15 protein-coding genes are annotated in these 22,731 nt (G+C 44.5%); 11 read left to right on the top strand and 4 right to left on the bottom strand.

Going from position 1 to position 22,731, the window contains the following annotated elements:
* Positions 1-97: 97 nt before the first annotated feature.
* Both D1814_RS19270 and D1814_RS19265 read left to right on the top strand, forming a co-directional pair.
* Positions 98-1,162, top strand: coding sequence for an isoaspartyl peptidase/L-asparaginase family protein (locus D1814_RS19270; protein ID WP_118495246.1), 1,065 nt, complete (start codon positions 98-100; stop codon positions 1,160-1,162).
* 178 nt (positions 1,163-1,340) lie between these two features.
* A complete protein-coding gene (locus D1814_RS19265; RefSeq protein WP_118495245.1) occupies positions 1,341-1,760 on the top strand; it encodes a CBS domain-containing protein in 420 nt (139 codons plus the stop codon).
* Positions 1,761-1,917: 157 nt separating this feature from the next.
* On the opposite strand, the gene D1814_RS19260 is transcribed toward D1814_RS19265, so the two are convergent.
* A complete protein-coding gene (locus tag D1814_RS19260) occupies positions 1,918-4,401 on the bottom strand; it encodes a phytase (RefSeq protein WP_118495244.1) in 2,484 nt (827 codons plus the stop codon).
* A 143-nt stretch (positions 4,402-4,544) separates the two neighbouring features.
* Positions 4,545-7,250 (bottom strand): TonB-dependent receptor, encoded by a 2,706-nt coding sequence (locus tag D1814_RS19255; RefSeq protein WP_118495243.1) that lies wholly within the window; start codon positions 7,248-7,250, stop codon positions 4,545-4,547.
* Between the two features lie 375 nt (positions 7,251-7,625).
* On the opposite strand from D1814_RS19255, the gene D1814_RS19250 reads away from it, so the two are divergent.
* The 6 genes from D1814_RS19250 (at position 7,626) to D1814_RS19225 (ending at position 17,125) form a co-directional block, all read left to right on the top strand.
* Positions 7,626-8,537, top strand: coding sequence for a diguanylate cyclase domain-containing protein (locus D1814_RS19250; protein WP_118495242.1), 912 nt, complete (start codon positions 7,626-7,628; stop codon positions 8,535-8,537).
* A 458-nt stretch (positions 8,538-8,995) separates the two neighbouring features.
* Entirely contained in the window at positions 8,996-10,207 is a 1,212-nt protein-coding gene (locus tag D1814_RS19245; protein ID WP_409049195.1) for an AraC family transcriptional regulator, read from the top strand.
* Between the two features lie 231 nt (positions 10,208-10,438).
* Positions 10,439-11,785 carry a Na+/H+ antiporter NhaC family protein gene (locus D1814_RS19240; protein ID WP_118495241.1) on the top strand — a complete coding sequence of 449 codons (1,347 nt, stop codon included), beginning with the start codon at positions 10,439-10,441 and terminating at the stop codon, positions 11,783-11,785.
* A 100-nt stretch (positions 11,786-11,885) separates the two neighbouring features.
* Entirely contained in the window at positions 11,886-15,953 is a 4,068-nt protein-coding gene (gene hrpA, locus D1814_RS19235; protein WP_118495240.1) for an ATP-dependent RNA helicase HrpA, read from the top strand.
* 312 nt (positions 15,954-16,265) lie between these two features.
* On the top strand, positions 16,266-16,568 hold the full coding sequence (locus D1814_RS19230; RefSeq protein WP_118495239.1) for a PilZ domain-containing protein: 303 nt from the start codon (positions 16,266-16,268) through the stop codon (positions 16,566-16,568).
* Positions 16,569-16,867: 299 nt separating this feature from the next.
* Positions 16,868-17,125 (top strand): DUF2061 domain-containing protein, encoded by a 258-nt coding sequence (locus tag D1814_RS19225; RefSeq protein ID WP_118495238.1) that lies wholly within the window; start codon positions 16,868-16,870, stop codon positions 17,123-17,125.
* Between the two features lie 109 nt (positions 17,126-17,234).
* Here the strand turns inward: D1814_RS19225 and D1814_RS19220 are convergent, their stop codons facing one another.
* Positions 17,235-18,428 carry a class I SAM-dependent rRNA methyltransferase gene (locus D1814_RS19220; RefSeq protein ID WP_118495237.1) on the bottom strand — a complete coding sequence of 398 codons (1,194 nt, stop codon included), beginning with the start codon at positions 18,426-18,428 and terminating at the stop codon, positions 17,235-17,237.
* A 214-nt stretch (positions 18,429-18,642) separates the two neighbouring features.
* On the opposite strand from D1814_RS19220, the gene D1814_RS19215 reads away from it, so the two are divergent.
* Positions 18,643-19,620: an NAD(P)H-quinone oxidoreductase gene (locus tag D1814_RS19215; protein ID WP_118495236.1), complete on the top strand. Its 978-nt coding sequence runs from the start codon at positions 18,643-18,645 to the stop codon at positions 19,618-19,620.
* 125 nt (positions 19,621-19,745) lie between these two features.
* On the opposite strand, the gene rnhA is transcribed toward D1814_RS19215, so the two are convergent.
* On the bottom strand, positions 19,746-20,216 hold the full coding sequence (gene rnhA, locus D1814_RS19210) for a ribonuclease HI (RefSeq protein ID WP_118495235.1): 471 nt from the start codon (positions 20,214-20,216) through the stop codon (positions 19,746-19,748).
* A 111-nt stretch (positions 20,217-20,327) separates the two neighbouring features.
* On the opposite strand from rnhA, the gene dnaQ reads away from it, so the two are divergent.
* Together dnaQ and D1814_RS19200 are read left to right on the top strand one after the other, a co-directional pair.
* A complete protein-coding gene (dnaQ, locus tag D1814_RS19205) occupies positions 20,328-21,059 on the top strand; it encodes a DNA polymerase III subunit epsilon (RefSeq protein WP_118495234.1) in 732 nt (243 codons plus the stop codon).
* Between the two features lie 40 nt (positions 21,060-21,099).
* Entirely contained in the window at positions 21,100-22,605 is a 1,506-nt protein-coding gene (locus D1814_RS19200; RefSeq protein ID WP_118495233.1) for a TIGR03503 family protein, read from the top strand.
* The last annotated feature ends 126 nt before the right edge of the window (positions 22,606-22,731 follow it).

The raw sequence follows: 22,731 nt of genomic DNA, 5'->3' as shown, positions 1-22,731 counted from the left end.
AATTCGCTATAAATACGATAATAACGTCGCTTAATTGTGTTGGTTTATATGCCTCGAAAATAAGCGGTGTTTTTTCACTTTTAAAGGAGTTAACCGTTTGAACCTTTCTCGCATTTTCCATCAGTCCAATAAAGTTCGACATACGCTGTGTGCAATCAGTGCTTTAGCAGCTTCGCTAGCAATTGTTAGTACTAACGCATCAGCGGCTAATACTCACCAACAAAGCCCAAAGGTTGCCATCGCCATTCATGGCGGAGCGGGTACCATTTTAAAGTCGTCGATGACACCTGAAAAAGAGGCGAATTATATAAGAGTATTAACTCACGCGGTAAGACATGGTTATACCTTACTTAAAGAAGGTGAAAAAGGGGAAGTCGCGGTGGTAGAAACCATCAAAATCCTGGAAAGCTCACCATTGTTTAACGCCGGTATCGGGGCTGTGTACACGTTTGACGGTGAACATGAACTCGACGCGTCGATAATGCATGGTGGCAGCAAAAATGCTGGAGCGGTGGCGGGCGTGAAAACAATTCGAAGCCCAATCGAAGCGGCACTTCTTGTAATGAACGCATCTCCTCATGTCATGCTATCAGGAGCAGGTGCTGAAGAATACGCGAAACAAAACGGTCTTGAGCAAGTGGATAATTCGGTTTTTGATACTGAGTTTCGCAAGCAGGCTTTAGATAAAGCGAAAGCTCGTATGGAGCAAGCCTCTATTGGTTACGGTTTACAACAGGGTAATGAGCGCTTTGGAACCGTAGGGGCGGTGGTATTGGATAGTGAAGGCAACATCGTTGCAGGAACGTCAACAGGTGGGATGACGGCGAAGCGATATGGACGCATTGGCGATTCCCCGGTTATTGGTGCAGGCACCTATGCTGACAATGAAAGTTGCGCCGTATCGGCTACCGGGCATGGCGAATATTTTATTCGGTACAACGTGGCCGCAGATATTTGTGCGCGAATGAAGTATCTGGGGGTAACGTTAAATGACGCTGCGAATTCAGTGGTCAATGACGTTCTGATGAAAGCCGGTGGTGATGGTGGAGTAATTGCTATTGATGCAAAAGGAAACATCGCGATGCCGTTTAATTCAGCGGGTATGTATCGCGCGAGTATTGACATAAATGGCGAAGTTACCGTGGCGATTTATAAAGACTAAACATTTAAAAGCGGTTGTTACTTTAATGTTAAATTTACTGGCTTGTATTCAACGAAACGTCTAATCTTAAAGTGATAGCGAAAATTGCTTTCACGTGTGGTTAATAATAATTGAAGTGCCGTAACGCCCAATAGTCGCAGTATCGGTCACATTAGGCGCCACGGCTGGAGAATCGAAAATGGAATCGTTGCAAGTCAGTGATTATATGAATACTCACCCTGTCAAGCTTCATGTCGATATGCCGGTAGCGCAGGCTGTTGAAGTGCTATTAGCTAATGGGCAAAGTGGTGGGCCTGTACTTGATGTAAAGGGAAAAGTCGTGGGCTTTTTATCCGAACAAGACTGTATCGCTCAAATGATTGCCTCTAGCTACTATCGCGAACAAATTTGTAGGGTAGGGGAAATCATGAAAACGCCGGTGGTTTCGGTTAAGCCTTACATGTCAGTAATAGAACTAGCGCAATTGTTGCTTAAGGAAAAGCCACGGGTTTACCCGGTTGTAGATGATGATGGCGTGCTTTTAGGCTCAATTAACCGAACGGCCGTGCTTCGCGCTATTGACGTTCAATTAAATGACGGGTACCAGCGAGCGGGTTAGCTAATTTGGCAACGCAGTATCCGATTGTTAGTGCGGCCTTAGTGCTGCCGGCTCTAAGCCATTTCTGATTAAGAGACCTTGTATTGTTAAAAGAGGCGATAACATGTTTAACGCCTCTTTTTAATTTCTCTTTTTACTAACGTTATCTGTTACAAAACTACATAAATCTATCGGTATCTTCAGCAAGTTTTCTTATTGAATTTTTTAGCGACGTACCACTTACTAACTTGAAGTTCTGTGTTTGGCTGGGCATTACGTTTCGGCCATCTTGAACCACCCAAAGGCCCTCGGTAAATCTTTCCCCAAGGTTCGCATTGGTTACATCAAGCCCATCTGTTTCTGATGCGCCGTCTATTTGCCGGGCCTTGTCGGCAGTGATTTGAATGAGTCCAATAAACTTAAGTGCATCAGGTTTTTCGCGGTGAATTTTATAGATAGCGTAACTATCATTGCCCTGGCTAGAGGCAATAAGGTAGGGTTGGGCGTCTACATCGAAAAGGCCCAGCCCTTCTACATCTGATTCTACAGGCGCCACTATTTTCGCAATGAAGCGAGGCTCTTCGTTACTTGAGCTCACGTTCAAAGCCCATATACCAGCGCCTTCTTCACCGAGGTAGGCAGTATTTGTTTTAGTATTTACCACGCATCCTTCAGGTTGTGAAGGTAGCGAAAATGACTGTGTTAAGCGCCCATTGAGGGTTTTGGCTGTATTAATAGATAGATGATATCGTTCAAAGCGTCCGCTGGTATCGTTTGCAAACACTTGGGCTACGCCGTTTGATACAAACATACACAAGCCATAGATATCACTAAGCGTAGTGCTAATATCACCAAGGTGAACCATGTCCCCGCGTTTATCTATTTCAAATACTGACAGACTGTTATTTGAACGGTTTGATGCTACTGCAATATCAAATGTCGAAGTATCACTTTTTTGAACGTCTTTTGTTTCAACAGATACACGGTATCCCACGTCAACGTTATTTACTCTGCCTACAGGCAGGCTTTGGATTAGCTTACCGGATAAGTCGTAGCTATTGAGGGCTCCTTTTTTGTCTGTGCCGAAAACGCGACTTTGCTCTGGGATGAGTGAGTTAACCCAAATGGCTGGGTCGTCAGCAGCATCACCATAATTTTCTACCGGTTCGGTTTCGATTTCAGGTGTAACACTGATAATTCCATACTCACTTTCGTTTGTATTGGTGGCTTTTGTATGGGTGTCTCTGCTAGTGACGTTTGCAAGACCGGTGTCGCACTGACTATTGAGTAGTGCGTTGCTTAATTCTGATGAAAGCTGTGTGTAAAAAAAGTTACCTGATTGGTCATCATCAACAATAAGAGAAATGGTTTGTTCTTCGCTATTTAGCGATAAATGGACGAATTCAGGCTGAACAAAGGTAGTTTTACCATCTGCATTGTTTACCTTAAATGCCGAGTTGCCATCTCCTACATCATAAACAAGCGAGACAAACTGCGTCAGACATGGGGCTTGAAACCACACTCCGCTGACAGCGGGGCTAACCCAAGCGGAGACTCCCACGCTATCTTGCTTCGATATTGAGGGTAGAAACAAAGCAGAGACACCCATGTTTCCTTGCGTTGGTGTAACCCAAGCAGAGACACCCATGTTATCTTGCGTTGGGGTGGAATGCATTGGGGTGACACCCATGCCGTCTTGCATTCGAATGGATGGCAGGGTTGCCACACCTTCAATAGCAACATCTTGATTATAAAAAATGAGGTTTTTCGCTAGCTCACTTTCAATATTGGTATCTAGCTGCCAAACGCCGGCATATTCGTCGGCTAGATATAAGGTTTCAGTATCGGTATTTAGGGCGCAGCTTTTAATACCCGGTCCTATCGCAAAGTCGCGAAGCGACAAAAAGCTTCCGTTGTGAACTTCATACTGATGTAGTGTGCCAGTAGCATCAATGTTGATGATTTCTAATTCACCATCACCCAATGTTGCAGCGCAAATAGCTTCAGACCCTTTAGTTAGTTGCTTTGATTGTTGGTTAACGTCAAGGGTCTCTGGGGTAATGCGGTAAGCTTCTATGTATTGAGTATCGTTGTTAAACATTACCAAAGACACCCATTGCTTCGTTTGATGTAATACAACTTCAGCATTTACTACGTTGTAATTCCCCGCAATGAATTTTTCCTTTCCCAACGAATTACTTAATGAGACACCCTCGAGTTCTTTCACGATAATATTGATAACATGGGTGTCTATGTAAGTGTTTTTCTCAGTTTTTACGTGGGTGTCTATGTTGTTTGTTATGCTTGTATGGATGTCTTCGTAAGCACCTTTAGCCCGTGTTCCTTTCTGAATTTTAGGGCGGGGGTTCTTGCCGCTATTGTTGACATGGGAGTCATCATAAGTAAGTTGCTGGGTACTAGCATGGGTGTCTTCGTTATTTTTGGCTTTGTAGTGCAGGGTTAGGGTAAAACCGCTTTCAAGCTTTGTTAGCGGTAGTACTAATTCGTGGTCGTCGTTTTTTGTTAGCCAGTTGTTGCTGTCTGCGGCAATATTCGCTGTATTGGCGGCTGCGCAACTAAATAAAGCTAAACATGCGCTTAAAATCGTTGCTATTTTACTTTTAACTCTATAAGAGTATTGAATGTGACGCTGTTTGGTCATTGTTATTATTGTCCTGAAACTTTCTAAGTATAAGCACATGCTCTACCGTACAAGTAAAGCATGGTCTTAAGAGAACTAATTGAAATGGGGAGGCCAAACAACATATGACCTCATCCTTGCTAATTAACTATTGATAAACGTACTTAATTAAGCTGCCAGGTAAAGCCAAGCTCAAAGGTGCGCCCGTACTCTTCATACTGTGCATTTTGGCTGCGCGTATCAAAATAGTTGTAGAAGGGTTCGTCACCCAAGTTAATGCCGTTGAAATAGACCTGTAAGCTATTGTTAATGTAGTAGCGTGCCATGAAATCAACCTGAATGTGGTCGTCTTCGAATCTCAGCATGTCGCCATCAATTTCTTCGAAATTGTCACTCTTATAGGTGGTAGCTAAACGCACGCTGAAGTCATTGGCTTCGTATCCAATGGTTAAGTTGCCAATGCGGTCTGACTGGTTCGGTAAATGAGTTTCGAATTTTTCGCCGTCTAAGAAAGTTGTCGCTTCTGAGTCGGTAAAGGTGGCGTTAGCAGAAACAATAAAGCCGTTATTGAAAGCTTTTACCCAAGAAAGTTCTAAGCCCGTTAAATTGGCAGAGTCACCATTTATTGGCTGTACAACTTCTTCAAAACCCTCCCAGCCTGTGGTGCCAGCAACATCAGCATATACAACAAAGTTGTCAATATTCTTGTAGAACAACCCTGCTGACATAACGCCAATATCGCCTGGATAGTATTCAATCGATAAATCGAGGTTTTGTGCTTCATAAGGCTGAAGCTCCGGGTTGCCAACTTCGGCTGCGCGCTCAGTGACAAATGCGCCATCGTCTTCTTCTGTTTTGCTCTCAATGATTTGGAATGCCGCTACGTCTTCAAATTTAGGTCTTGAGATAGTCTGCGTATAAGCGGCGCGAAGCTGAAGTTTATCTGAAAAAGTATACCTAGCGTTCAAGCTGGGTAACCAGTGGCTATAGTCACGCTCCGCTTCCCATGGTGTGTTAACGACTTCTTCAACGTCGGTTTCTTCGTTTTCTACTAGCTCTACTCGCATACCAGATGTAGAAAAGTCGGTGCGCTCATAGCGAACACCCGCAACAAGATGAAGCTTATCAATGTCTACGCTACCCATGATGTAAGCAGCAAAAATATCTTCTTCATTTACATAGGTAGCACCGCGAGACTCTACTTCAGAATTTAGGCTGTCTAATTCTAGACTACCGCGGTTGTCGTTGAAGTAACTGCGCATTTCACCTCGATCGAGCCCTGGTCCGAAGTCATCGAGTGAATAGCCTGGACTTGCAGCGCCAAACTGAGAAGCATCTACCTCGTCAAAGTCACCGTCGAAAATTGCAATGCTGCTGTCTCGGTCTTTTTCTCGGCTGCGGTATTTAGACCCCATTTTTAATTCGCCAATGTAACCACCAAGATTAAGAGGGCGTGCTACATCGAATTTAATGCTGGTTTCGGTGTCTTTAGTATAGTTATCTTCAAAGCTAATCTCATCGACCTCGTAGGTTGATAAGTCCATGGCATCCGCGTTTTGTGAGACAGTAGGGCGAATTGTGTTTAGGTCTGCGTCAATACTGTCATTTTCAGTTTTAAAGACGTAGTACAGGGCGTCGGGTTCGTCTTCATCAGACTTCGCATATCCAAGTTGCCAGTTGGCTGCCCAAGTTTTTAATTGATGTTCACCACCTAACGCCACGGTAAATATACTTTGGCTTTCGAAACGGTCTTTACTTTCTCTTTCTATTTCCGAGTCTTCGCTATCGAACGTAAATATGTTGCCCTGGCGAAATTCATCGTCAGAAAACTCGCTATAGAGTGTGCGAAGAAAATACTGGTTGTTGAAATCGGGGCGAAAATCAATATTTAATGCACTACCTAAACGCTCGCGGGTGATGGTGTAATGACGCTGTTCAAGTTCATCATCACCATTACTTTCTACATTGTCTGAACCAAAGTCTCTGTCAAAATAAGAGACAGCGCCAGCCACCCCCCATTTTGATGAAAGTTTTTTGGTAAAAGTCCCGGACAACTTTGGACTGATTTGATCACGCAAGTCGTTTTGACTTGCCTGTACCGTCACGCTAGCGGTATCGCGCGCTTTGTCAAAGGCGCTTACGCTCTTAACGGCTACCGAGCCACCAATTGCATCGCCGTCCATATCTGGGGTCACAGATTTAGATACTTCCAAGGTTTGAATAAGCTCAGACGGAATTACGTCGAGTGCCACTGAACGTACCCCTGACTCCGGTGAAGGAATATTTAACCCGTTGATGGTTACGTTATTCAGGTTAGGGTCGATTCCACGGATCCCAACGAAACGACCTTCACCTTGATCTCGCTCGATAGATAAGCCAGGTAAGCGTTGCAGCGACTCTGCAGCATTTTGGTCTGGAAATTGTCCAATAGCATCAGCTGATATAATGGAAGAAATGCGGTCTGATGCTCTTTGCTGATTGATTGCGCTTGCTTGTCCGCTTCGTTGTCCGCGTACCAATATTTCATCAATAGTGTCTCCGTTGCCAAGCTCTACAGCTGCGCGGGCGATGCCGTTATCTGTCACCTTAATATCTTGAGTGATGGTTTGTTCACCAAGGTAAGAAACTTCTAATGTGTAAGTACCCTCGGGAATAGATGGAAAGCGAAACGTACCATCTCTGCCTGCTTCGGTGCTAAGTCCTAATTCGATAATTTTTATTTGTGCTCCGGCATAGCTGCGTGCCTTCGCAGCATCTTTAACGGAGCCGATAATTATGCCATCAGAAGCTGAAACAGGTGAAGCCACGGTGAGACCCAATGCCGTTATGCAAGCAAGTGTAAGAGATGAATAGGCGGTTTTAATTTTCATTTATTTTCCAGTCAATTAAACAGTCAAAAGGCGTGTTAAGTACGTGCTAAGTTAATGACTAAGTACCCTAAGAATGCTGCATGACAGTTATATGACGATTTGATGGAATAAGTAGGGCGCTTTAGATAATTGTCACTTATTCGCAATTGATTGAGCTAAATTGACCCTTAATCAAGTTGCTGATTTTGTGTGATTTACGCTTTTATCTAGGCGTTTCTTGAATAGGTTGCCATCAAGATGTCACATTGATGAGCCAAACTGACCCTCGACAGTTTCAGCAGAATTGGGCAAGACTCTCGTTCTATTTTGAGCGCTTTCGCACGTAAATTTGATATGTGAGGTCGTTCACCACGAGGTAACCCCAAAGAGAGCAATATGTTTACCTTTTCAAACGCAACACAATTTCGCCATCACAAGCTTTGGCTACTATTTACGGCAAGCGTAGTAACGCTTGCCGTTTGCTTAGCGTGTATAATCGGAGACGTGAAAGAAAGCGCTGTGATATCAAACCTAGATATTTTAGGGGAGGGAAGTATCGCTTTTTTAACCTTAGCATGGACCCTTGCTGCCCTTGCTAGCCGTCCTCCTGGAAAAGTAACTAGCCTTTTAACAATAGGGCTAGGCTTGTTTTTGTTTTCCGCCAGCCTGGACTTTTTAGATGAGTTTTTTCATTACCCAGAAGACGCTTACTGGATAAGTATGATTGAGTCTTATCCAGCAGTCGTAGGAATGGTGGTGATGACAGCGGCGCTTTACCAATGGCACCTAGAGCAGCGCGCATTGAACTTGCAATTGCGGCGCAGGGAATGGGATTTTCGCGATCACGACGCCATAGACCCTATTACGCAACTTTACCGCGCAGAGTATTGGAGAGCACAAATTAATAAGCAACAGCACTCCGGTAAGTCAGCCGTTCTAGCCATCATTGATATTAATAATTTCTCTCTGTTTAATCAGAAGCATGGGTACTCGGAAGGCGACAGATACCTGCACGACATTGCGCAATTAGTAATTTTGAATTTACGGCAGCAAGATTTAGCTTGTCGCTATGCAGGTGATCGCTTTGCGATTTTAATGCCGGATATTTCGCCTATGCAGGCTGACCTAATTCTCACTGATATTAAAGCGAGTATCCAACACCTTGCTTTTAGGCACAGTCAAAATGCAAATGCAATTTACACCACCGCACGTAGCACTCAAGTAACTCTGTTGCCTAACCAGCGCATAGCAACCGTGCTCAACAGTATGCTATTGGATCTTGAGCGAACTCATGATAGTGCAGCTTAGTCAAAGGGGTGTGAAGGGTAAATGAAGATACCTTCAGTAAGTTATTTATGGATTTAACACTACCATTAGAAGCACTGCGTGCACCTAAGTGCAGAGATGCTCACACTGCAGAGGCTGAGCATAATTGCCCTAAAAACTATTCTGCTATGGGTGCCTCTGTAAAAAGATATGCTGATGAGCTTGGCATGGGTGTCTCTGTAAAAGGACATGCTGATGAACTTGGCATGGGTGTCTCTGTAAAAGGAGATGCTGATGAACTTGGCATGGGTGTCTCTGTAAAAGGGGATGCTGATGAGCTTGGCATGGGTGTCTCTGTAAAAGGGGATGCTGATGAGCTTGGCATGGGTGTCTCTGTAAAAGGAGATGCTGATGAACTTGGCATGGGTGTCTCTGTAAAAGGAGATGCTGATGAACTTGGCATGGGTGTCTCTGTAAAAGGAGAGGTTGACGAGCTTAGCATGGGTGTCTCTGTAAAAAGAGATGCTGATGAGCTTGGCATGGGTGTCTCTGTAAAAGGGGATGTTGATGAGCTTGGCATGGGTGTCTCTGTAAAAGGGGATGCTGACGAGCTTGGCATGGGTGTCTTTGGTAGTGCAAGCGTAGTGATGTCTGTTCAAGATAAGGCGATTCTTGGGTGCTGGCTGGTGCGGGCTGCTATGGATGTAGCACTTTCGCGAGGTGCTAATAAAAATAAATTGCTGCGTGGTACTGGTATCTTTGAGGATGCGTTACAAAGTAATTTGCGACTAAGCATAAAACAATATGTATCGCTGTTAAATAATGTGCAGGCCCAGACAAAAGGTAGCGACGTTAGCTTTTTGCTCGGTGGCGCATTAGCGTCGCAGTGGCAGTGCAGTCCTTTACACGTATTAGCGGCATGTGAAAACATAGAAGCGCTACTTTTTCATCTCACTCAACGCCAAACATTTAGATGGTGTAACCTTCCGCTGTGTCAATTCCAGCGCTTCGAAAGCACAAACACGATAGTGTTGGTGCCCCGGTTTACTGGGGTTAGCAGCAAGCTATCTTTATTCGCTATGGAAATGGCATTTGCAAGTATCGTTTCGCTGATGAAAAGCATTTCGAATAAGCGGATAAGTTTGTCTTTTACGTTTACGGGTAGTCGACCAAAGAACATCGCGGATTATGAAACACACCTAGGGATTAAATTAACGTTCAATAGTCCTTTCAACAGTATTTGTATTGAAAAAAATGTATTGCTACAGCCCTTAGAGCCAGTAAGTAACGCAGCAAACGAATCTGAACCACAGTACTTCTCAAAAATTCCATCAAACAGTAGCGCAAAGCTATTCAGAGAAAGGCCGCTAACCGAACTGCAACAACGTCTTTCTTTGCCTGATTATGTCAGACATTACATCTTTGCATCTTGCACAGAAACCGCAAACATCGGTTTACCTGAATTAGCAGAAAAGTTGGGTATCAGCGTAGCGACCTTGAAGCGAAAATTAAAAGAATTTGGTGTTAGCTTTCGCTCGTTAGCTGAAGAAGTGCAATGTAATTATGCAGTGATGCTTTTGTCCGTAAATAAAGTTAGCAACGAGGTTGCTGCAGGTGCAATGGGCATAAACGACTTAACTAATTTTCGCCGTACCGTAAAGAGACTTACCGGAAAAAACCCCAGCGAACTGCGCGGTGAACCAAGACCTTAAAATCTAAAAATAGTAGAAATAACCATCAGATGAGTTAGTCGTTGGAAAGTAAACTGCTTTTCAACGCCCTTAAAACCTTTTATCCTTTGCTGCCTTAGCTTTTCACCGTCAAAGACCGTTGGAAGATAGTCTCGTTGAAGCTTTTTTACGCACTCGCAACCGGCAGATGGCTTTCAGCGTAGCCTTGAATCTGTTGCTAACACGCAATCAAACCCAAAAAGAGAGTTTTCTGTGCACGAAAATAACGACATTGCACCAAATTCTATTATCCCAAACCCGTTAGGTTTAACGCCTATTTTGCTTTTTGTGATCCTTGTTGTTGTAACAGGTATCACCACAAACGATATTACCGCAATGCCTATTTTGGTAGCGTTTTTCATTAGTGCCGGGTATGGCTTATGTTTGAACCCCAAAGGCAGGAAAGTTAGCTTTTCTGAAAAAGTACAAACCTTTTGTAAAGGCGGTGGCGACAAGAACATTATTCTCTTAGTGCTGATATTTTTGCTGGCAGGTGCATTTTACGCAGTAACCATTGATATTGGTGCACGAGATGCCACGGTGAACATGGCGCTGCAATTTGTGCCTTCCGCACTGATATTGCCAGGCCTATTTCTAATTTGCTGCTTTATATCATTTTCTATGGGCACGTCTATGGGCACTATTACCGCGCTCTCGCCAATTGGGGCTGGCCTTGCCACAAGCCTAGGGCTGCCGGTGGAAATGGCGCTGGGTATTGTAGTGGGAGGCGCTATGTTTGGTGATAACCTTTCATTTGTTTCAGACACCACCATTGCAGCAACACGCACGCAAGGCGTACAGCTAAAGGATAAATTCAAAGCAAACTTAATGGTTGCCGTGCCGGCCTGCATAGTCACTATGGCGTTACTGCTTATAGTCGATGTTGATACTTCTGGCATTGTTGAAGGCGGCAGTTATGATTTTTGGCGTATAGTGCCGTACTTATGCATTATCGCGTTTGCGCTAACCGGGTTTAACGTTATAAGCGTACTTGCAGTGGGTATTGCCAGTGCGTGTGTAGTAGGCTTGGTTCAAGGTAGCTTTACGCCACTTTCGATGATGCAAAGCATTCAAAAAGGAATGGGCTGGATGCAAGATTTAGCCATGATTGCCATAACCATAGGTGGCATTGTGGCACTTATGCATGCAAATGGCGGTATCACTTGGTTAATTGAGCGTTTAACTCGCAAAGTTACGTCTAAGAAAGGCGCGGAATTTAGTATTGCTGGTTTAGTCAGCTTTTTAGATATTACTACGGCCAACAATACCATTGCCATTGTTACCGCAGGCCCTATTGCAAAAGATTTGAACGAAAAATACGGCGTAGACCCGCGCCGTACCGCCTCATTACTGGATATCTTTTCGTGTAGCTTTCAAGGCTTGGTCCCTTACGGAGCACAGCTCTTAAGCGCAGCAGCCGTAGTGGGTATTTCACCTTTGGCAATTACGCCGTATTGCTGGTACCCCATGCTTATTTTTGTGTTTGGTGTGGCGGCCATTTGGTTTGGCTTTCCTCGTTTTACAACAACTCAAGACGATGAATTAACCCAAAGCGCTTAAATTCTCGTAACGCTTAACGCACTGGCTTTTTAGGGCGGTATCTTCTAGGATCACCGCCCGAATTTTATTGATGATTAGAAACACGCTTTAGGATGTCACTTTGTCTTCACCACTTGCAATAAAACCTCTTTACAACAAACTTGATGATTGTTTAAGCGCAGATAAATTTCGTTTAAAGCGCAGGATCACGCAGCTTGCGCAGAAAGTTAATGATGCATCTGGCGGTAAAGGAAATGGAAGGAAAGAGGCGACAAATAGTTCAAGCTCTGAAGTGCAAGGCAATGCACAACAAACGTCTAAAGTAGTCAGTAATGCAAACAAACACGCAAACAAGCAGAGCGACGCACAAAAGAACTCAGTTAGCGAACAAAGCCTAAAAAAACAGTTCGAGAAACTAGAAAACGACATCAATACATCAATAGAAAAGCGTAATTGGCGTCAAAATAACCTTCCTAAGGTTGAGTACCCGCCGCTGCCGGTTAGCGATAAAAGAGAAGATATCAAAGCCGCGATTGCCAATAACCAAGTGGTTATTGTGGCCGGTGAAACCGGGTCAGGTAAAACCACACAGCTACCTAAAATATGTTTAGAACTAGGTCGCGGTGTGAATGGCATGATTGCTCATACTCAACCAAGGCGTTTAGCAGCAAGAAGTGTGGCTACACGTATCGCCGAAGAGCTAAACACGCCACTTGGCGAAAAGGTAGGTTTTAAGATTCGCTTTAGCGATCAGGTAAGCGAGCGAAGCTACGTTAAACTTATGACCGACGGTATGCTGCTTGCTGAAATGCAGCAAGACCGTTTCTTAAATCAGTACGATACTATCATCATTGATGAGGCTCACGAGCGAAGCCTTAATATCGACTTCTTGTTAGGTTATCTGCGCCAATTGTTGGACAAGCGCCCTGATTTAAAACTTATCATTACGTCAGCGACCATCGACCCAGAACGCTTTTCTAAACACTTTAATAATGCGCCCATTATTGAAGTGAGCGGTCGTACTTATCCGGTAGAGATTCGTTACCACGCGCCTGAAGACAATGATGATGATATTGATCAAAGTGATGCCATCGTCAATGCTGTCGACGAGCTAATGCGTGAAGCGCCGGGTGACATTCTGGTGTTTCTAAGCGGTGAGCGGGAGATACGCGACACTCAAGATGCCTTGAGCAAACAGCATTATCGCAATACCGAAATTGTACCGCTTTACGCCAGGTTATCGGCTGCGGAGCAAAACCGCATATTTCAATCTCACAGCGGCAGGCGCATTGTACTCGCTACCAATGTCGCTGAGACCTCATTAACCGTGCCCGGTATAAAATACGTAATAGACCCCGGGTTTGCCCGTATTTCACGCTATAGCGCCAGAAGTAAAGTGCAGCGACTGCCTATTGAGCCAATCTCTCAAGCCTCAGCGAATCAGCGGGCAGGGCGATGCGGTCGTGTGTCTGATGGTATTTGTATTCGCCTTTACAGCGAAGACGACTATTTAGGGCGTCCAGAGTTTACTGATCCTGAGATCCTCCGCACCAACTTAGCGTCGGTTATCTTGCAAATGCTTGCAGTGGGGTTAGGTGATATCGCCGCTTTTCCGTTTGTTCAGCCGCCGGACAACCGTAATATTAATGATGGTTTTCGCTTACTTGAAGAAATCCAAGCGATTGCGAAAGGCAAAGCTAATAGAAAAACGAAGCAAAGCGGTAAGATGCAGCTTACCCCGCTTGGTCGTCAGATAGCTCGTTTACCCATCGACCCTCGCTATGCACGCATGGTAATCGAAGCCGAGCGCACGAATGCACTTAGTGAGGTGATGGTGATTGCGGCGGGTCTTTCTATACAGGACCCGCGGGAGCGCCCACAAGAAAAACGACAGCAAGCAGATGAGAAGCACAGCGAATACCATGACAAAGATTCAGATTTTATTAGCCTTTACAACTTGTGGGTGGCGTTTAGAGAACAGCAAAACGCATTAAGCCAAAACCAGCTACGCAAATGGTGTAAGCAGAATTTTATCAACTATTTGCGTATGCGCGAGTGGCAAGACATCGTAAGCCAGCTTAAAAAATCAATTGCTGAGCTGGGATTCGGTATTTCTAAACAAGAAGCCGACTACCAGGCAATCCACCAAGCCATCGCCAGCGGTTTGTTGTCGCACATGGGCTTTAAAGATAAAGACCGTGAGTATATGGGGTCACGCAATTCTCGCTTTCTAATTTTCCCTGGTTCAGGATTGTCAAAGTCTCAGCCAAAATGGGTGATGGCAGCCGAGCTAGTAGAAACATCTAAGCTATTTGCCCGTATGGTGGCAAAAATAGACCCAGCGTGGGTAGAGCCTTTGGCCGAGCACGTTGTGCAAAGAAGCTATTCAGAGCCACATTGGTCTAAAAAGCGCGGTGCGGTTATTGCGTTTGAAAAAGTTACCTTGTTCGGACTGCCAATTGTCATGAAGCGCGCGAAGGTTTATAGCCTTATTGACCCACCGATTTGCCATGAATTGTTTATTCGCGAAGCGTTGGTAGAAGGTAACACCAAGCTAAACTACGGCTTTTTACAAGAAAATCAGGCATTACTGGAACAGGCTGACGAATTCGAGCAAAAGACTCGCCGTCGCGATTTGATTGTCGATGATGAAGAGCTTGTAAGCTTTTACGCTCAACGTATCCCAGTTGAAGCCAATAATGATGCAGCGTTTAAGAAATGGTTTAGACAGCATGGCAGCAACGACAGTTTAACCTTTAAAGAAGAAGACGTGTATCGTCAGCAGCCAGGACAGTCGGTGGCGAACGCGTTCCCTGATGTATGGCGCCAGGGCAATATTACGCTGCCGCTACGCTATAACTTCGAACCTAACGCTGAAGATGATGGTGTAACCGTGGTGATCCCGCTCCCAGTACTTAACCAAGTTGATAATATCGGTTTTGATTGGCTAGTACCGGGGCTAAGACACGACCTTATCGTGGGCTTAATTAAAACCTTACCTAAACGCTTGCGACGCAATTTTGTGCCTGCGCCTAACTTTGCCGAGGCCTGCCTTGCTGATATTAGTGAAACTGACAAAAATAATCGCCCCGTGCCTTTGTTAGAAGCAGTTACTGATAAACTTCGCAAAATGACTGGCGTTGTTATTGAAAGCGAAGAATGGAATCTAGCTCAGCTCGATAAGCATTTAAAAATGCACTTTGCGGTAGTGAACGACAACGGTGATGATATTGCCAAAGGTGATGATCTGCATGCGCTTAAGCAACAGTGCGCAGGACAGGTTAAGCAAACCTTTGAGAAGGCCGCAACACCCGAATTAGAGCGCAATAACATCGAACAGTGGGATTTTGAAAGCTTACCGGAAACCTTTGTGCAAAAGGTAGGCGGGTTTGAAGTACAGGCATTCCCAGCACTAGTGCAAAAAGGCGATAAGGTCGATATTGCGTTAATTGAAGAAGCCGATAAAGCGCAGGTGCTACATAAGCAGGGTGTTAATGTATTGATTAAAAATGCCATGCCGTCGCCGCTTAACTATTTGCAAAGCAAATTACCCAATAAAGCCAAACTAGGTCTTTATTTTAACCCTTTCGGACAAGTTAAAGCGCTGATAGATGATTGCATCTTTGCGGGTATCGACTCCATTGTCAGCGATTATTGCAAAACCAATAACACCGACATCCGCAGCAAATCGGACTTTGATGCCTGTTTAGAGATTGCTCGTGCCAATATCAATGACAGAGTGTTAGAAATTGCCAAGCAGGTGGAGCAGGGATTAACCCTTGCCCATCAGTGCCAAAAGCAAATGAAAGGTAACGTGCCGCTGACCATGATCAACGCTTTAGGAGACTGTAAAGCGCACCTAGCGTCATTGGTGTTCCCTGGCTTTGTTTCTCAAATCGGTGAAGGTAGGCTGGACGACTGGAACCGGTATATCAAAGGTTTATCCCGTCGTCTGGAAAAGCTGCCTATCGATCCTAACAAAGACAGAATGCATCAAGTAACGGTAGAAAAGTCGATTAAAGAATGGGAAAAGACGTGCAGTAAATATCCCAAAGGTAAAGTGCCGCAGGCCCTTAACGACGTTCGCTGGATGATAGAGGAATTGCGTGTTTCTTTGTTTGCGCAACAACTTGGTACGGCGTATCCCATATCAGCGAAGCGCATCACCCTTCACCTAGCGGACTTTTAATGGCGGTTTCGGTATACAGTATGTCCAACGCATAGACTCCCAAAAGCGGTGTGTTTTCTATTAGTTGGTTTATTTAAGTTTACCCCCCCAAAAAAGCGTATTACGGGGCTTAATAAATTGTATCTAATAAGCATATGCCGGGCTGTTTTATCGATAGTAAAAGATCATCGTTGACTCATTGAGGTAGGACCAATACTACTTTTGCAATATTGTTGAATGAAATTTAGACAGTTCGATTGACAAGTTATCGCCATCAACCTATAACAACAATTGTAGTCGTCAGCGTAATGCTAAAAATCAGGAGAAGTAGACATGTTGGGATACGACGATAAGCGAAATTTTTTCAGGATGATGGTAAATTCGCCGTGTCAGTTGCAAATTACTGATGATGAGTCGAGCCGCACCATGCAGGCGATGTGCAAAGACATAAGCGCCACAGGTATGTCTTTAGAGGTTGACGAACCTTCAATTGAGGTAGGGACGCAAGTGAGTGTTGCTATAGAGTCGTCTAGCTCACAAATCCCCTCTTTAGCGGCATTAGCGACGGTTGTGCGCTGTGAACCTGAATCTGATTCGAGCTGTATCATAGGCGTCGAAATTTCTCAGATGAAATAGACTTATCACAGGTGAAAGGGCGACATTAATCTTCGCCTTTTCATTATTATTACAAGCGTCACACAAGGGCGCTTCAAATATTGTATTGCCTAAAATACAATTTTCCCCTCACATTTTAATAGCAGTCCGTCTGTTTTGCTCACCTTCAACCTGTTTCTTCAGTGTCAGCTCTATCACCCATCATTCAATAAATCGAATAAGCCGTTCAGTTTTTTCTATTTTAATTCTCGCCCTTAATTGATAATAATTCTCATTACTGCGGAAGCAAACAGATTTAAACTTTTGAGAGAGCGATTATTATGAAAAAGACAATTACCTTTGCCGTTATGCACTTTTCAGTAGCCTTTACTGTAGCCTACCTATTGACAGGTAGCTTGGTAGTAGGCGGTGCGGTAGCATTAGTTGAGCCAGCAATTAATACTGTGGCGTTTTACTTCCATGAAATGGTATGGAAGAAGTTAGAGGACAAAGAGGAGGTTGCTGGAGGGCAAACTAGTCAGTCTTCTGAGCAGCTATCTAATGGCTTTTCAAATAATGATGTGACTTTTGCTTCTTAAAATACAGGTTTTATTGCTCGCTTTCTAAGCTATTTGCATAACCTATCGTTAATTCAATAAGTGAAATCAGCGCCCCGGTTTTTTTTACAGCAAGGGCGCTTTTTCATTTTTAGTCGTCGGTGACTTCGCAGACTAAACCTTTCAAATAATAGCCTTCAGGGTAGCTACCAATGATAGGGTGGTCAGACGCTTGATTCAGCCTTGCTATGATTTTTATAGTACGTCCAGCATCAAGGGCAGCGTCGGCAACAACCTTCTGGAATAAATCAGCGGGCATGAGGCCAGAGCAACTAAACGTAAGCAGCAGCCCGCCAGTTTTAACCGCGTGGATGCCATACATATTAATGTCTTTATAGCCACGAGCCGCGCGGTTTAGCGTAGCTTTGCTGTCAACAAATTTTGGTGGGTCGAGTATGACCATATCGAACTGTTTGCCTTGGTCGTGATACTCTCTAAGCGCTTTAAATACGTCTTTGTTGACGAAATGCGCTTTGTCTTCACTCAAATTATTGATTGCTACATGATGTTTAGCCAAATCTAAAGCTGGCTGTGATACATCAACGTTAGTAACAGACTTAGCACCGCCTGAGAGGGCATAGCAAGAAAACGTACCTGTGTAGCTGAAACAGTTGAGTACGTCGGCATCTTTCGCATAGTGTGCGGCCGCTGCGCGGCTATCACGCTGATCGAGATAAAAACCGGTTTTATGACCATGTTCTATATCAACAACGATATTGATGCCGTTTTCTTTTACCGTAACCTGCATGGGGGGCTCGCCGTGAAGCACACCTGTTACCGGCTCTAACCCTTCTTTTTTGCGTACATCAACGTCGCTGCGCTCATAGATGTGAACTTCAGGCATTAGCTTTGTGATTGCCCACACTATCTTATCTCTGTGCTTTTCACCGCCAGCGCTTAGAAGCTGCACCACAGCAACGTTGTCGTAGAGATCAATCGTAATACCGGGAAGACCGTCACTTTCAGACGCTATCCAACGAAACGCATTCGTTTTGGTTGGGTCAAACAAGCGCTTACGCAGCGTAAGCGCAGTCTCTAAACGGCGCAGGAAAAAGCCGTTATCAATGCTTTCGTCTTTTCTGAACGTCCACATTCGAACGCGAATTTTAGAGTTTGGAGAGTAGGCGCCTCGCCCTAACCAATCGCCTTCAGAGTCGAACACATCTACTGTATCGCCAACCCGCGCACGGCCTTTTAGCTCAGCAACGGCGCTCTCGAAAATCCAAGGGTGTTTACGGCGAAGTGATTTATCTCTGGATGGTTGTAATATGACCTGTGCTGACATGTAGGCTCTCGTGCTAATTTAAACAATGTATATCTGTTGTAAGCAATATTAGGCGCTTACGGCAACAGTCGCGATTATACGCATTTTAATAGGTTCTGTGTTGAATATTATCTATGCCCACTTGTATAAACTTAAAAGACCCCCAAACTGATTAACATAAAAGTACGTAGTCAAATTACGATTAAAAGTTTAAGACTAGGATTGGATACAAAGTATGCGCTATGTGGATTTTGAAAAAGGATGCAGCCCCAGCGAACTGGTAATTAAGGAATGCAATGGGTTGTTGCTGACATCAGGAAAAGTAAAAGTAGAGGTAAAAGCCTTCGGTGTAAATCGAGCAGATACGTTGCAGCGTCAAGGTAATTATCCACCTCCGCCAGGGGAAAGTGAGATCCTCGGGTTAGAGATTGCAGGCGTTGTAACAGAAGTCGCCAGTGATGTTAGTACCTTTAAAGAAGGTGATGAAGTATTTGGTTTGGTCGCAGGTGGTGGCTATGCTACTGAAGTCATTGTTAATCCTGCCCACCTAATGGTTATCCCTAAGGGCATGCCATTTTTTGAAGCAGCAGGTCTTGCCGAAGTTTTCCTTACCGCATTTCAATGTTTACGCACTATTGCTCATATTAAACCAGCTGAACGCGCCTTGATACACGGGGGCGCAAGTGGTGTGGGGTTGGCCGCCACTCAGCTATGTCGATATTGGGGCGTACACAGTGCCGTAACAGCGTCAAGCCAAGATAAACTTACCCTTTGTGAAAATAATGGCGCAGAGCATCTCATTAACTACAAACAGCAGCAGTTTGATGACGTTCTAAAAAAAGTATGGCCTGAAGGCGTTGATATGGTACTTGATATGGTCGGTGGCGATTACCTTAACCGAAATCTTAAAGTGCTGAAGCAAGATGGCAAAGTGGTTTATCTGGCCATGCTGGCAGGACGGTATGCTGATAACCTTGATATGGCCCTGCTTTTAGGAAAAAGAGCGTCGATTATTGGCACAACACTGAGAAATAGAAGCGACGAGTATAAAGCGGACTTGATACGTGACTTTTCCAACGTATGTTTGCCCGCTTTTGAAAATAAAGAGCTAAATGTCAACATCGATACCCATTACAATATTGATGATATCGATAAGCCTCATGCGCGATTGGAAAACAACGACACGCAGGGCAAGTTGGTCATTTCTTGGTAATAGTTCGTGGTAAAAAGCTCTTGGTAAAAGCTCGTGTCAAAAGCTAGTGGTAGACGTCCTTAGTAAAAGCTATGGGTGAGAGCTTTTACTAAAGGCTCTCACTAAAGACGCTTTGCTAAGGTATTCTATTTTCCAACAAAACCTTCATCTGGCTTTGTTGGCTTCGCTTCTGCAGCACCGCGGGCAAGGTCATCGCAACACTCATTTTCTGGGTGTCCTGAATGACCTTTTACCCAATGCCAGTTTATCTTGTGCTTTTTTACCGCATCGTCTAAACGCTGCCACAAATCTGCGTTTTTAACCGGCTTTTTATCAGCAGTGCGCCAGCCGTTTTTACGCCAGTTATGAATCCACTGGTTAATACCGTTTTTTACATACTGACTGTCGGTAGTTAATTCAACATTGCAAGGCTCGCTTAAGCTATTGAGGGCTTCAATAGGCGCTAACAGCTCCATACGATTATTCGTGGTGTGGGCAAAGCCGTCGCTCAACTCTTTTCTGTGTTGTTTGTAAATGAGTACAGCACCGTACCCGCCCGGGCCAGGGTTACCTAGACACGAGCCGTCGGTATAAATGTGAATGGTCTTTTGAGCCACAACGTTTCCTTTAGTTTAACTCGCTAAATTTATCTTGTGTTTTCCCTTAGCGGATTGCAAAGGGGTTGATATACTATCAAAAAATGAAAGTGTAATTATAGTAGAGGTTCCATGCGCCAAATTGTTCTCGATACTGAAACCACAGGTATTGACCCCAAAGAAGGCCACCGCATTATCGAAATAGGGTGTGTTGAAGTCGTTAACCGCCGTTTGACGGGGAATCATTTTCACGTTTACATCAACCCGGGCCGGCATATTGAACAAGAAGCAATTGAAGTTCACGGCATAACCAATGAATTTCTTGCCGACAAGCCTACGTTTTCTCAAGTTGCCCAGGAATTTGTCAGCTTTATCAAAGGGGCGCAACTTGTTATTCACAACGCACCATTTGACGTGGGCTTCATGGATCACGAGTTTTCAATGGAAGCCTCTACAAAAGGCGTCATCACCAGCCAAATATGTGATGTACTCGATACGCTGACCCTTGCTCGCCAAATGCACCCCGGACAGAAAAACAACCTCGATGCATTGTGTAAACGCTACGGTATAGACAACAGCCACCGTACGCTTCACGGGGCTTTGCTGGATGCCGAAATTCTCGCCGATGTCTATTTATTAATGACCGGTGGGCAGACCAAGCTTAAATTGGCGTCGAGTTCAGGTAATGATGCTGACTCAACCGCGATTCGCAGAGTTAAGCGAAGTGCAAATAAATTAAAGGTTATTAAAGCTACCGCCGATGAATTAAAACAGCATGAGGCTCGTTTGGACATTGTAGAAAAAGCGGGTGGCAAATGTTTATGGCGTCCTCAGCCTGAAGAGGCCCTAGCTAAACACGTTTAAATAGAAATAAAATAGCCAAACAGTGCAGGAGCAGCGTAGCGTGAGAGTGTGGTTTTATTGGGGAATTATTTTATCGCTTTTTATACACTTAAGCACTGGCGCTCAGTCGCAAGAAGACGAACGCGATGCCGCTCGGCAGCTCGCCGATAGCGCAATTCAGAGCCCTCAGTCAAAGAATCAAGATATTGATACCTCGCCGCTTACTGACTTAGGCGACAGCTATACAAACTCAATAAAGCTTTTACAAAACCGATTTCGAGTAGATTACAACGTCGAAGAAATCACTATGGTCTTTTTCAGAGAATATGGCTCTGCCCCGGTTGTACTTGTGAGACCTGATGGCTCCAAGCTGTTTCAGGGGCGAGTTGATGAAGAGAAAGTGGAGTGGTTCGATGCCGATACCTTCGACATGATAACCATTAAAAACCCAGTTCCAGGCCCTTGGCAAGCGGTGGGGCAGGTGTTGCCAGAAAGCCGCGTGATGGTCATATCGAATATAGAGTTACATGCCGACCCTTTACCTGACGTCTTATTTGCCGGTGAAATTCTAAAATCTACGGCCTACCTCACTAACAACGGCAAGCCAATTGACAACAAGCAGTTTAGAGATGTCGTTGAGCTTGATATTGAATTTAAAAGCACGAACAATCCTAATTTCGGGAACTTTGGCACCGGCGATCAGAATATTGCGACATTCCAAGACGACGGCCGCGGAATGGATGAACGCCCAGGAGATGGTATTTTTACCGGGCAGTTTAATTTGAAAATAGCGGCGGGAGAGTGGAAGCCGGTTTTTCGTGTTAGTACCCCCATGTATACCCGTGAGCAAGAAAGCCAACCTATTGTCTTACATAACAACCCCGTTTCTATTGACGTAGAAATGAATGGCGGTGGTGACGGCTATCACAAAATCATCATTGATGTTGATCGGGAGCTCGTGGATATCGAATCCTTGCTTGTGGATGGAAAAATAAAGTTCCCTAATGCGGACATGCAGAACTTTTCTTTGACTGAAGGAGGCAGTGAGCCTCGCGAGCATTTAATTGTTGCCTATGAAGAAGGCATTTTTAGAGTAAAGATTACGGCATACGGAACAACAATGAATGGCCGGGACTTTATTTTAGATGTGCCTGAATTTAGTTTTGTTGCTGAGGGGCCGCCCGAGCCTGAGGTTGAAGACCCATTAATAGATGGAAAAGACCCAATTGTTGATGGAAGTGCACCATTAGTTGCGACACCTGAGTTAAACCCTGCCGCTATGACGCAAGATGAAGAATCTTCGCTAAATGGGCAAGAGGAAATGGATAATGGAACCTTGACCCTTATTTTGATAGCGGTTAATGGGTCAATTGTACTTATCGGTGTTATTGCTGCCGCGGTTATCATTTTCATGCGTAAGAAGCGCACGTCTCCTAAATCGTCGCCTTCACCAACAAAGCAACCTTCTGCTACGACTGATGCTGATCTTTCTATGGAGGAAAAGCCGAAAGGTTTGAAAAAGTTATTCGGGATGTTTAAAAAGGGCAGCAAACCGGAAAAATCTTAATGTGTGTTTTATCCCAGTTGTGATTATGCGATGTTAAATTGTTCACTTTGAATTTTATTTCGACATAATGTCTATTTAACAGGCAAACAAACCGCAGATGACAATTTTATTAATAAAAAGCGTTGA

Origin of the sequence: Alteromonas sp. BL110, assembly GCF_003443615.1 — a bacterium.
GTDB lineage: Bacteria > Pseudomonadota > Gammaproteobacteria > Enterobacterales > Alteromonadaceae > Alteromonas.
The sequence above is the reverse complement of the archived record's forward strand: the minus strand, read 5'-3'. Positions and strand labels throughout refer to the sequence as shown.

What these genes read in the sequence shown, in the direction of transcription:
- D1814_RS19265 (WP_118495245.1), top strand. Translation starts at nt 1,341, where the DNA reads ATGGAATCGTTGCAAGTCAGTGATTATATGAATACTCACCCTGTCAAG.
- D1814_RS19260 (WP_118495244.1), bottom strand. Translation starts at nt 4,401, where the DNA reads ATGACCAAACAGCGTCACATTCAATACTCTTATAGAGTTAAAAGTAAA.
- D1814_RS19255 (WP_118495243.1), bottom strand. Translation starts at nt 7,250, where the DNA reads ATGAAAATTAAAACCGCCTATTCATCTCTTACACTTGCTTGCATAACG.
- D1814_RS19250 (WP_118495242.1), top strand. Translation starts at nt 7,626, where the DNA reads ATGTTTACCTTTTCAAACGCAACACAATTTCGCCATCACAAGCTTTGG.
- D1814_RS19245 (WP_409049195.1), top strand. Translation starts at nt 8,996, where the DNA reads ATGGGTGTCTCTGTAAAAAGAGATGCTGATGAGCTTGGCATGGGTGTC.
- D1814_RS19230 (WP_118495239.1), top strand. Translation starts at nt 16,266, where the DNA reads ATGTTGGGATACGACGATAAGCGAAATTTTTTCAGGATGATGGTAAAT.
- D1814_RS19225 (WP_118495238.1), top strand. Translation starts at nt 16,868, where the DNA reads ATGAAAAAGACAATTACCTTTGCCGTTATGCACTTTTCAGTAGCCTTT.
- D1814_RS19220 (WP_118495237.1), bottom strand. Translation starts at nt 18,428, where the DNA reads ATGTCAGCACAGGTCATATTACAACCATCCAGAGATAAATCACTTCGC.
- D1814_RS19215 (WP_118495236.1), top strand. Translation starts at nt 18,643, where the DNA reads ATGCGCTATGTGGATTTTGAAAAAGGATGCAGCCCCAGCGAACTGGTA.
- dnaQ (WP_118495234.1), top strand. Translation starts at nt 20,328, where the DNA reads ATGCGCCAAATTGTTCTCGATACTGAAACCACAGGTATTGACCCCAAA.